Source organism: Pseudomonas sp. AKS31 (assembly GCF_023634765.1).
Taxonomy (GTDB): Bacteria; Pseudomonadota; Gammaproteobacteria; order Pseudomonadales; family Pseudomonadaceae; genus Aquipseudomonas.
Genome location: NZ_JAMLFX010000007.1, coordinates 63,556 through 75,008, shown reverse-complemented (window position 1 = coordinate 75,008; position 11,453 = coordinate 63,556). Strand labels below are relative to the sequence as shown.

Genomic DNA, 11,453 nt, shown 5'->3' with positions numbered 1-11,453 from the left:
CCGAAGGCTGCGATCTTTTGATCTTAAAAACAGAATCAAAAGATCGCAGCCTTCGGCAGCTCCTACAGGGTTTGTGTCAGCTTGATATGTGCAGCAACCAGTTTTTGAAGGCGAGCATCGCCGCCGTTTCCGGCCGCGACTGCAAACGCGTCAACCAGTAACTGCCCGTGGTGATTTCAATCGCAAACGGCTGACAAATCGCCTCCGCCGCCAGTTGCCGGGCGAACATCAGCGGCGGCGCCAGCGCCACGCCACTGCCCTGCAACGCCGCTTCCATCATCGCCAATGACGAATCGAACACTATGCTCTGCGGCGGCGCCGCATGGGTCGCCAAACCGGCAGCCTGAAACCACTCCGGCCATTCATCCGTGCGATAGGAACGCAGCAGCGTCTGTTGCAGCAAATCCCCCGGCGATTGCAGTTGCCGGGCGATTTCCGGCACGCACAACACCGACAGCGGTGCATCAAGCAAACGCGTCGCCTCGATGCCATGCCACGCCCCGGCGCCAAAACGGATCGCGTAATCCAGCCCTTCCGCCGCGACATCCACACGGTTGTTGTTGGTCGACAGCCGCAAATCTATGAGCGGATGTTTCGCCCGAAAGTCAGACAGCCTCGGCAACAGCCAACCGACGGCGAAAGTGCCCACCGCGCCGACGGTCAACATTTCGCGATACTGTCCACCGGCGAGGCGCTCGAGAATCTGCGCGATGTGATCGAACGAAGTGCTCAGCACGGGCAGCAAGGTTTCGCCCTCACTGGTCAACATCAGCCCACGGGGCAGGCGTTTGAACAGGGTGACGTTGAGTTGCGCCTCAAGACTTTTCACCTGATGGCTGACCGCCGCTTGTGTGACGCACAGCTCCACGGCCGCGCGAGTGAAACTCAAATGACGCGCGGACGCTTCAAAGGCGCGCAGTGCGTTGAGCGGCAATTGTGGTCGAATCATGCCCAGTCCCAAATTTTTCTAATGGCTCGTGCGAGTTTTCATCGTTTGTCGATTGGCGCCGCGCTGACTAGATTGGCGACGCTGATCAGCCACCCAACAAAGAAGACGCCCGCAGTGTAGCGGGATAACACTATCAACACTCATGGAGAGTGGTTCATTCATGCCATCCATTCAATCGAGCAAAGTCATTTCCTGCGCCGCTTTCGGCCTGCTTTTCGGCGCCACAGCCTGTCTCGCCGCCGTACCCAGCGATGCGCAGTTGCAAGCGTTGGTCAACGACGCGGTAACGCCCGTGATGCAGCAGCAGAACATTCCCGGCCTGACCGTAGCGCTGACCATCAACGGTCAGCCGCATTACTTTAACTACGGTGTTGCCAGCAAAGACACCGGGCAGAAAGTCAGCGAAAACACCCTGTTCGAAATCGGCTCGGTGAGCAAAACCTTCACCGCCACCCTCGCCGGTTACGCCCAGGCGACTGGCAAACTCGATCTGTCGACCAAGGCCAATCAGCTCTGGCCTGATCTGAAAGGCAGCGCCTTCGACAACATCAGCGTGCTGCAATTGGGCACCTACAGTGCCGGCGGTTTGCCGCTGCAATTCCCGGACGACGCGGATTCGTCTGACAAGATGCTCGGCTATTTCCAACAGTGGAAACCGGTATATCCCGCCGGCAGCCATCGCCAGTACTCCAACCCGAGTCTGGGCCTGTTCGGTTATCTGGCCGCGAAAAGCCTCGGCCAACCGTTTGATCAGGCGATGACACAAACCCTGCTGCCTAAACTCGGTTTGCAGCACACCTACCTCAGCGTGCCTGCCGCGCAAATAGACCTGTATGCGCAGGGCTATGACAAGAACGGAAAACCTGTGCGCGTCACGCCCGGTGCGCTTGACTCGCAGGCCTATGGCGTGAAAACCAGCGCGGTGGACATGCTGCGTTACGTAAAGGCCAACCTGAAACCTGAAACGCTGGAAGCGGTACTGCAAAAAACCATCGCCAACACCCACACCGGTTACTACACCGTCGGCGACATGACCCAAGGCCTCGGTTGGGAAATGTACCGCTATCCGATCAGCCTCGACCGCTTGCTGGCGGGCAACTCGACAGAAATGGCCATGGAGGCGCACAAGGTGCATTGGCTGAGTCCGCCGCAACCGCAACCTGAAGATGTGTTGATCAACAAGACCGGCTCGACGGGTGGCTTCGGGACCTACGTGGCGTTTGTGCCGAGCAAAGACGTGGGCATCGTGATCATGGCCAACAAGAACTTCCCGATTCCTGAGCGGGTGAAGATCGCCCACAAAATCCTCAGTGCCCTGACTGACTAATGCCCAAATAACGGCTATCAACGCCGGCGCAATGGACTAGGTAGTGGCTTTTTGATAGCTTTTCTATCTCGCGGAGAGACATCGGATCCAATCGATTTCCTCCGCCAGTCTAGAAATCATTCAAACGCCGCTATCAACGTCAAAAAGGAATTGAAAAATGGCTTACAGAGAAGATGCCGATCTTGTTTTTTTCTCTAAATTGGACTCGGACTCATTGAATGATCTGGTCTACTGTCTCACCCACGACAAGGACGGCAGCGTCCGATTCACCGAGGAACTAACATATAATGAAACTTACAAAAATCACTATCCAGACCATAAGAAATATTGGGAGTTAATTGCCGCTGAAATCCAGTGTTTTGGGGCAAATACCTTTGCAACCTTGCTCCGTGGCGGCAAAGGGGTTCCCTATAAGGAAATCCTCATTGATGTATGCGACAAAATGAAAGTCAACTACAGCAAAGAGTCCAGCACAGAAAAAATAGAAAACAACCTGCTAATGAAGATCCTCACAGATGCATTAGAAAAAATGAGTCCCGAGGAACTGAAAGAACTTGCAGAAAGCATTGGCGTAAGCAACATCAATCTAATGACCGCTGAAAGCCTAGTAGGTATTTTCCAGGCTGTCTTTCGTGCAGGCGGCTTCAAATCCTACCAACTGACACTCATAATTGTTAACGCAGTGCTTAAAGCAATTATTGGGCGTGGATTGTCGCTGGCCGGAAATGCCACCTTAATGCGCACCATGTCCATTTTGACAGGCCCAATTGGTTGGGCAATCACAGGTGCATGGACTGCTGTGGACATCGCAAGTCCGGCATACCGCGTTACCATTCCAGCAGTAATACAAGTTGCCGCATTGAGACAAAAACACTTGTATGAAAAGCAAGCTGCGGATGTGAACTTCAGTTAAGCCTGCCAGGGCGATTGTTAAGTTTCAGTCGCCACTTAAATACCCCTAACCCCTCTAAAAAAGATAACCCAAAATGGAATTTGCACCCATTATCTCCTCTTACTTATCGGTAGCGGGCATTGCTTTACTAGGCGCCTGGATCGGATCTTTTTTTAGTTTAAGAAAAGACGAAAAATCTGTTCAAATTGCTCAAATTACTGGGGAACGCACAAAGTGGCGTGCCCAAATTCGAGAAGTCTCAAATGAGATAGCGAGAGTTATCACTGAAGAGAAAAATAACAAAAAAACTCCAGAGATCGCCTCTTTTAGAAACAGCCTGGCAACACTACTTAACCCTAAAGACCATTTCGACATCGAACTAATTGACTTTCTGGACAAACTAATCGAAGGAAGCACAACAGATATAAATGACTTCACATTAAGAATTTCTCTTTTATTAAAACATGATTGGGAAAGAGTAAAATCGGAGTGCACGCCAATATACCTAAAACCTTGGCAAATCCTCAGCGGCAAAAACACTTGGAAACAAGCTGACTATCGTGCAATCCCAATCAAAAACTACGAACCAGATGGAAAACCAGAGAACACAAATAACTCAGGCTTCCTCGAACAGTTCATAAACGTTAAAAAAACTGACATTACTTTAAAATTTTTCTTCGACCACCTTAGAAACTACACAATCGCTGCAGCAATCTTAGTGGCAGGCATTTATCTTCTAAGAAACGGAAGCAGCATCAGCATTGTCCCTTATATTGGCAACATAACCGGATCAACCCTCATCATCATAGGGATAATTAGTTACGCACTAAACTTCACGCAAGGGATATTCGCTTACTTAAAGCTTTCACCCTCGAATTTCTTCTATGCAATAGTTTCAACACTGATACTCGTAACCAGCATAGATTTATTTGCCACGGCTATTCTTAGCAGCATCGGAAAATAAGGAGGAAAACGCCGTTTGGTTAAACCAAGCGGCGTACCCCACAAAAACACCTTTTGGCTTTTGCTCCGAAACAACAATAGCTTCAGCTATTTTTACAACTTTCTCGATTGGCTTAATCAACTCTTAAAGCTGCGCCTGAAGCTTCCAGCCGATGACATCCATCAAGTCGCAACTGTCCCGCAACGCAATCGCCATCACCCGGGCGAAATCCTGCAACAGCAAGGCGTCGTGGCCCTTGCCGTCACCTTGCGCCAGGGTCTCCATCAATTGCGTCACACAGCGTAAACGGTAGGCCGCCGTGCCATGCAGCACATCCACCGGTGCGTCGCGGTCGATCAGCAGGCAGGGAATCTTGCAGTCGATCCCGGTAATCGGAATGTATCGCGTCATGTTTGAACCTCCCTGCTCAATGTTGCGCCGCCACCGGCGGATCGAGATTGTCCAGCGCCCGATTGACCAGCAACTCGCCGAGCACGGCCAACTGTTGAATCGACAGGGCAAGACTGCGCGGTGAACCTTGAAGTTCTGCGGCCAGATCGGTGGTCAGAACGTTCAGTGAAGCGAGGGTTTCGCAAGCGTGGCAGAGCAGCGTGGGCGTATCGATATCGGGGAGGATGGTGAAGAGATGGCTGATGGGATCAGGGTGATGCGGGTTGCGTAAGCGGGGGTTGTTGGCGTCGAAGGATCCTGAATCCATGGGGGATTCGGGAGGGTTTGGAGTGTGTTTTTTCATGTCAGAAGTTCTCTATTTGAATTTCAGAAGGCCACCCAAACTCACTTCCACATGAAAGGTGGCAGCTGTACGCAGGTGTGGAAGACCTGGGAAGAGAACGAAACCCCGGCGCACTCGAAAGTGCTCCCGCGCACAGCCGCCATAAACGCGGCAATGTTGACATAAATAATGTCGCACTGCGCTTTATGAAAGCCTGTTTCATTCTCTATCCAGCGGACTTCCACATCCGACCACTGTTTTTTGCAGCGGCCAAAGAAGACTATCCCTCCTCCCCCAAACCCACCAGTTCACCACTGCCGCCGCGACTTGCAGGAAAAATCCACGGGGGTTGAAGGGGGTTTGTGTCAGACATTTCGGCCGGCACATGCTGCAACGACTTTGGGTTAGCGAATGAATTTGTTGTATCTACACTGCACCGGATCAATCCGTGGGCGGGGATGACATAATGCGCGCCAAAGCATTCAAATCGACTGCGCGGCAAAGGGCGTTGTAATGGAAATCAAAGGATTCAAGCTCACCAATGTCGGACCATTTTCCGATTTGAGCGTGGTGTTTGCCCCGACCCTAAAACATCACTCGAAAATTACGGTCCTGGTCGGAAACAATGGCGCCGGAAAAACTACTCTTTTAGGATCGCTTGCCTCCTCGCTAAGCTGGCTCATCGCACGAATTCGCACTGAAAAAGGTAGTGGTAACCACCTCGCTGATGAAGACATTCGAAACGGCGCTCCAGGGAGCGTAATAACTATCGGCGTATCTGACGTTTCGCATCCAAGGGCACTTGCTGGGGACGCAACCCAAGAAAGCGAAATGTTTGTATGGGGCATTGCTCGTGCCAAACAAGGACGTAAGGCTTCATTCCATAGTTCTTTAGGCGAGGTGACTCTGCTCGCAGAACACTACCGCACCCAACTTACCGCCAATAACAAAGCCTCTCTGCCACTGATTGCCTACTACCCGGTCGAACGCTCCGTACTCGAGATCCCGCTAAAAATTCGCACCAAACACACCTTCGACCAACTCGACGGTTACGACAACTCTCTCAACCGGGGCGTCGACTTCCGCCGTTTCTTCGAATGGTTCCGCGAGCGCGAAGACAGTGAAAACGAGACCGGCATTTCCGACACCGCACTGGCCGAAATCTCCGAGAAATTCGGCACCGACAGCGACGTCTGGAAAACCCTGGCCAATCTGAAAGCCTCCTCCCGCGACCGCCAGTTAACCGCCGTGCGCTCGGCCATCGCCGCGTTCATGCCCGGTTTCACCAACCTGCGAGTGCAACGCAAACCGCGCCTGCACATGGCCATCGACAAGGACGGCGTCACCCTCAACGTCGCTCAACTCTCCCAAGGTGAGAAGTCGATGATGGCGATGGTCGGCGACATTGCGCGTCGCTTGGCGATGATGAACCAGTCGCTGGACAACCCGCTGCACGGCGACGGCATCGTGCTGATCGACGAAGTTGATTTGCACCTGCACCCGAGATGGCAGCGCAGCCTGATCCGGCAATTGAGCGAAACCTTCCCCAACTGCCAGTTTGTCCTGACCACCCATTCACCGCTGGTGATCAGCGACGCCAAGGATGTGCTGGTTTACGTGCTCAATGACGGCGAAATCCACGAACACAACGGTTTGTACGGTCTGGATGCCAATCAGGTGCTACTGGAAGTCATGGACACCGACATTCGCAACAGTGACGTTCAGAAGCGTCTGAATCAATTGATGGAATGCTTACAGGACGGTGAGCTGAAAAAAGCCAAGAAGCTTTTCGCCGATCTTTCAAGTGAACTGCCCGAGGGACACATCGAACTGGCCAAAGCCGCTTTGCTGATCCGCAAACTGGAGTTGCGCAGTGCGTAAGATTCTCAAAGGAGCTGAGCCAGCATCGCTGACGCAATGGAAGATCAGAAACCACACCGCTACTTACCGCGATTTACCCGCTGAAGAACGTCAATCCGTTCGCACCGCTTGTATCACCGAGCAATTCGGGCTTTGTGCTTATTGCTGCCAGTCCATTTCCGTGAGCGCCGCGCACAATGAACACGTTGCAGCCCAGGATACATTTCCTGCGCGCACTCTGGATTTCAGCAATATCGTTGCCAGTTGCGAAAACCGTCTTCACTGTGGGCACGGTCGAAAGACTCAGCCGCTCAAAGTGACACCGTTCATGACGGAGTGCGAAACCGAGCTCAAGTTTTATTTGTCCGGGCGCGTGGTCGGCAAAACCGACCGTGCCACGGAATCAATCAAGACGCTGAATCTGGGCGATACCGAAGAAAGCAATCGCGGACTGATCGAAAAACGTAAAAGAATGGTGGATGACCTGATCTTCACTGGTGGCCTGCGGCCGGACGGACTAGAAGACGAAGAACTTTTGGGCATCCTCCTAGAGGACTTGTTGACGCCTCAAGCTGGCCTACTTCAGCCCTTCTCTCCGGTTTTGGTCAACGTAATTCGCCAGATTCTGCCGTGAAGGAGCTTATAGCAGCTTGCTAACAGGCAAACGGCAAGATCAAAAGATCGCAGCCTTCGGCAGCTCCTACATGAGACCTGCGTAGGAGCTGCCGAAGGCTGCGATCTTTTCGCGAGCAATAAAAAATGGGCGACCTGCTGAGGTCGCCCATTTTTTTGATTCAGGCCATGCGATCAATCATCCGGCATTTCCGGTGGCTTGCTCGGTTTTGCCGGTTTGCTCGGCTTGGCGCCTTTCGCACCTTTGGCCGGTTCAGGCTCGGCGGCGGCCGGTGCCTGAGCGGCGGCCGCAGCGGCCGCTTCCTTCTCAGCCATTGGCATGGCATCGATGGTGTCGAAGATTTTCTTCAAGTCCACCGCCTTCGCTTCATCCCCCGAGGCCGAGAGTTTGGTCTCGCCGTCCTTGCCCACCAGGAACACTTTCGGATACGCCCCGGCGCCCAGCTTCAGCGAGCGCAGCAGCGCCATGGTGTCTTGCTGGCCCATGTCTTTGCCGTCGAGCTGGCCGGCCATGTTGAGGATGGTGTAGACCTTGATGTTGCGGTCGGTCACGCCTTTTTTGTTCGCGGGGTCTTCCAGCGACTTTTTCAGGGCGACCCACACGGGGTCAACGGTGCTTTGCGCGATCACGATCAGCGGTCGGAAACGGCCCATATCCCCGGCGATGGGCGAATCGTTGTCAGCGGCGAACAAGGGGCCGGCAATCGCCAGCAAGAGTGTCAGGGTCAATGACCTGATGAGCATGCGCATCTCCTTTTGATATCCACGCTCTAATGATTGCGCATCGTGGCGATTGTTCCGGGTGACCCCGGCAAATATGTAGCGCCTTGTCAGAAGCTTAGGACAGGCACGGCATTGCGCAACATCGTCGAGGTGATCGCAACTCGGATTTGATTACCTTTTATGACCGCATTAGGGTGGTGGTTCTGCTCATGAAATGGAGTTCACCCGCATGCACATCGATTACCTGTGCGATCACCCGGAATTGATCGAAGAACTGGCCACGCTCAACTTCAAGGAGTGGGGCGAGTTTCGTCCCGGGCAAACCGTCGAGCACCGCATAGAACACATGCGCGAATCCTGCGGCAAAGGTGCAGTGCCCAGCGTCGTGGTGGCACTCGACGGTTCACGTTTGCTGGGCGGTGCGCTGCTGATCGAAAGCGATCTGAAGCTGCGACCGAACCTGACGCCATGGCTGGCAGGCGTCTATGTGAAGGCTGAGGAGCGCGGTCGCGGGATTGCTTCGCAACTGGTCAATCGAGTGGTTGCAGAAGCGAAAGCGTTGGGTGTGCGGGAGTTGTATCTGTACACCGACACGTCGCAGTCGCTGTACGCACGACTGGGTTGGGAAGTGGTTGAAGAACTGGTCTACGACGATTTGCCGGTGACGGTGATGAAATACGTCATTGAGCGTTAAGCCAAAGCTGAATCGAGCGCCGAGAGCAATTGCGAAGGGGCGACGGGTTGTCCACCGAGCTTGAGTTCACCGCCGTCGAGTTCAACGCTCAACCTCACCGACGCCCGATCACCCGGGTATTTGCGCAACACCAGTTCGATGCCATTGGCCGTTTCGTCGGCAGTACCGAGCAAATCCCACAGGCTCTCGCTCAGATCCAGCAGCACTTGCTCGCGCTGCAGATCGACCACACGCGGCGCATACAGCCAATGGCTCATGCGCATTTCACGCGGTTCGACGGTGATCGCAAGACGGCCATCGCAATGGACAGTGGATTCACTCATGGCCGGATCAGAACGCCAGTTTGTAACCGATCAACACCAGCATCGTCGCCAGGCACGGGCGCAGGACTTCATCGGAGATGCGTCCGGTCAGGTGACTGCCCAGCCAGATGCCCGGCAGCGAACCCACCAGCAAGAAGCCCAGCACGCCCCAATCCATATTGCCCATGCTCGCGTGGCCGAGACCTGCAACCAGTGTCAGCGGTACGGCGTGGGCGATTTCGGTGCCAACCAGGCGACGGGTCGGCAGCAGCGGATAGAGGATGAACAGCGCAACTGTACCGAGGGCGCCCGCACCGATCGAAGTCAGGGCGACCATGGTGCCGAGGATCAGACCGGTGATCACGGTCATCACGTTGAGCCGCGAACCGCTCGGGTTGTAGTTGCCACCTGCGCGTTTGTGGGCGAAGTCGAGCAAGCGTTTTTTGAAGAAGATCGCCAGCGCTGTGGCGAACAGGACGAAGCCCAGCGCCTGTTTGATGATGGCGTTCATCGCGTCCGGCGCGGTGTGCAGGGTGCTGAGGAACCACAGCGTCATGGCCACTGCCGGCACGCTACCGAGGGTCAGCCAGCCGGTGATGGCCCAGTCGATGTTCTTGTTTTTGCGGTGAACGAGTACGCCACTGGATTTGGTAATAGCGGCGTACAGCAGGTCAGTGCCCACCGCCGTCGCCGGGTTGATGCCGAACCACAGCAGGATCGGCGTCATCAACGAACCACCGCCGACACCGGTCATACCGACAATAAAACCCACCACCAGCCCGGCAATCACCAGGCCGAAATTTGCCAATTCCATAAACCGTCCAGAAAAACGACAGGAAAAATCTGGCCCGCAGCATAGCGATTTTTCTTATAACCACATATATCGATGCGGTCTATCGTTATGCAATATTGCAATCACCACCCTTTCCACTGTGGGAGCGGGCTTGCCCGCGATGAGGTCGTGTCAGTTAGCTGATCCGTTGACTGACACACCGCAATCGCTGGCAAGCCAGCTCCCACAGAGAATGTGTGATGCACAAGATTCAGTGCACTCGCCGCCCCGGTTTGAAGCTGTGGGTCTTGTTGATCCACACCGTGGCCAGGGCAATCAGCGAAAGAATCAACAACGCCCACGGAAACGACATCGCTCCGGCCCGATCCAGCAACAAGCCACCAAACAACCCGCCCCCGGCAATCGCTACGTTCCACGAAGTGGTGAGCATCGCTTGCACCACGTCGACATGTTCACCGGCCGAATCCGCCGCGGAGGTCAGCAGCAAGGTGGCCGAGCCGCCGAACGACAAGCCCCACACCGCCATGCAGGCATAAATGATCAGCGGCGACGGCGCAGCCAGCGCCAAGACCAGTGCGGTCAATGCAAACACCGCGAGGCTGATCAAGGTCAGCCAGCGCAGCCAGCGATCCACCAGCAGACCGATGATCCAGATCCCGCCCAGTGAACACAGGCCAAACACCAACAGCACCAGATCAACCCGATCGGCGAGACCGGCCTGCATCAGAAACGGTGAGATATAGGTGTAGAGAATGTTGTGCCCGAGCATCCACGTCAGCACCACGAACAACACCGGCCGCACGCCCGGCAGGCGCATCGATGCGAGCAGCGGCAGACGCTCGTCACTGGCCTGCCCCGGACGATCCGGCACCGCGATCACGATCCACGCGGCCAGCACCAGGGCCAGCGCCGACATGATCCCGAACGACGCACGCCAGCCGATCAGATTACCCAGCCACGTCCCCGCCGGCGTGCCCAGCGACAGCGCCACCGGGGTGCCGAGCATGGCAATTGCCAGCGCCCGCCCCTGTTGATGCACTGGCACGATGCCGCGTGCATAACCGGCCATGATCCCCCACGACAGGCCCGCCGCCATCCCGGCGAGAAAGCGCGAGGCCAGGGTCAGACCGTAATGGCTGGAAAATGTGGTGACGGTGTTGAACAACAGAAACCCGCCGACCGTCATCAACAACACCCGCCGCCGTGGCCAGCCGCGCGTGGCGACGGTCAACGGAATCGCCGCGACGATCGAGCCGAGGGCATAGAGCGTCACCAGTTGCCCGGCGAACACTTCGCTGACGTTGAGCCCGGCACCGATTTGCGGCAGCAGCCCGGCAGGCAGGGTTTCGGTGAGGATGGCGATAAACCCGGTCATGGCGAACGCCAGCAACGCGGCATAAGGCAGTTTGTCCGCACGGGCGGTACGGTCGACGCGGCTGAAATCGGCGCTAGCGGGGTCGGTCATGACGGGGGCGGCTCCATTTTGATCAATAGCGGTGACGGATTGTATACAAAAACAACCTTCACTATTCGATCAATGTGGGAGCGAGCCTGCTCGCGAATGCGCTCTTTCATGCACTGAAGTGTTGATTGATCCACCGCTT

The 11,453-nt window shown here is 55.2% G+C and carries 13 protein-coding genes; 6 read left to right on the top strand and 7 right to left on the bottom strand.

The features are described 5' to 3' along the window. Positions 1–76: 76 nt before the first annotated feature. Positions 77–949: a LysR family transcriptional regulator gene (locus M9827_RS18825; protein ID WP_250606579.1), complete on the bottom strand. Its 873-nt coding sequence runs from the start codon at positions 947–949 to the stop codon at positions 77–79. Between the two features lie 160 nt (positions 950–1,109). On the opposite strand from M9827_RS18825, the gene ampC reads away from it, so the two are divergent. The 3 genes from ampC to M9827_RS18810 all read left to right on the top strand — a co-directional run bounded on the left by ampC (position 1,110) and on the right by M9827_RS18810 (position 4,132). Further along, positions 1,110–2,276, top strand: coding sequence for a class C beta-lactamase (gene ampC / locus M9827_RS18820; RefSeq protein WP_250606578.1), 1,167 nt, complete (start codon positions 1,110–1,112; stop codon positions 2,274–2,276). A gap of 157 nt (positions 2,277–2,433) precedes the next feature. After that, positions 2,434–3,189, top strand: coding sequence for a YaaW family protein (locus M9827_RS18815; RefSeq protein WP_250606577.1), 756 nt, complete (start codon positions 2,434–2,436; stop codon positions 3,187–3,189). A gap of 73 nt (positions 3,190–3,262) precedes the next feature. Then, positions 3,263–4,132, top strand: coding sequence for a hypothetical protein (locus tag M9827_RS18810; protein ID WP_250606576.1), 870 nt, complete (start codon positions 3,263–3,265; stop codon positions 4,130–4,132). A gap of 123 nt (positions 4,133–4,255) precedes the next feature. On the opposite strand, the gene M9827_RS18805 is transcribed toward M9827_RS18810, so the two are convergent. Further along, positions 4,256–4,522 (bottom strand): hypothetical protein, encoded by a 267-nt coding sequence (locus tag M9827_RS18805; protein WP_250606575.1) that lies wholly within the window; start codon positions 4,520–4,522, stop codon positions 4,256–4,258. A 16-nt stretch (positions 4,523–4,538) separates the two neighbouring features. Then, a complete protein-coding gene (locus M9827_RS18800) occupies positions 4,539–4,865 on the bottom strand; it encodes a DUF6124 family protein (protein WP_250606574.1) in 327 nt (108 codons plus the stop codon). 492 nt (positions 4,866–5,357) lie between these two features. Here M9827_RS18800 and M9827_RS18795 point away from each other — a divergent pair, with 492 nt between their 5' ends. Together M9827_RS18795 and M9827_RS18790 are read left to right on the top strand one after the other, a co-directional pair. Further along, positions 5,358–6,725, top strand: coding sequence for an AAA family ATPase (locus tag M9827_RS18795; RefSeq protein ID WP_250606573.1), 1,368 nt, complete (start codon positions 5,358–5,360; stop codon positions 6,723–6,725). Next, a complete protein-coding gene (locus M9827_RS18790; protein WP_250606572.1) occupies positions 6,718–7,338 on the top strand; it encodes an HNH endonuclease family protein in 621 nt (206 codons plus the stop codon). Before M9827_RS18795 ends, M9827_RS18790 begins: the two co-directional genes overlap by 8 nt. A gap of 173 nt (positions 7,339–7,511) precedes the next feature. On the opposite strand, the gene M9827_RS18785 is transcribed toward M9827_RS18790, so the two are convergent. Continuing rightward, the gene (locus tag M9827_RS18785) at positions 7,512–8,081 is read right to left on the bottom strand and encodes a DUF4174 domain-containing protein (protein WP_250606571.1); all 570 of its coding nucleotides are present in this window, start codon (positions 8,079–8,081) and stop codon (positions 7,512–7,514) included. 208 nt (positions 8,082–8,289) lie between these two features. Between M9827_RS18785 and M9827_RS18780 the strand changes: the two genes are divergently transcribed. Then, complete coding sequence (locus M9827_RS18780; protein WP_250606570.1) at positions 8,290–8,754, top strand: GNAT family N-acetyltransferase; 465 nt, start codon at positions 8,290–8,292, stop codon at positions 8,752–8,754. Here M9827_RS18780 and M9827_RS18775 read toward each other — a convergent pair. The 3 genes from M9827_RS18775 to M9827_RS18765 all read right to left on the bottom strand — a co-directional run bounded on the left by M9827_RS18775 (position 8,751) and on the right by M9827_RS18765 (position 11,314). After that, positions 8,751–9,077, bottom strand: coding sequence for a hypothetical protein (locus M9827_RS18775; protein ID WP_250606569.1), 327 nt, complete (start codon positions 9,075–9,077; stop codon positions 8,751–8,753). The genes M9827_RS18780 and M9827_RS18775 overlap by 4 nt on opposite strands. A gap of 7 nt (positions 9,078–9,084) precedes the next feature. Beyond that, the gene (locus M9827_RS18770) at positions 9,085–9,870 is read right to left on the bottom strand and encodes a sulfite exporter TauE/SafE family protein (protein ID WP_034154648.1); all 786 of its coding nucleotides are present in this window, start codon (positions 9,868–9,870) and stop codon (positions 9,085–9,087) included. Positions 9,871–10,099: 229 nt separating this feature from the next. Then, the gene (locus tag M9827_RS18765; RefSeq protein ID WP_250606568.1) at positions 10,100–11,314 is read right to left on the bottom strand and encodes an MFS transporter; all 1,215 of its coding nucleotides are present in this window, start codon (positions 11,312–11,314) and stop codon (positions 10,100–10,102) included. Positions 11,315–11,453 lie beyond the last annotated feature (139 nt).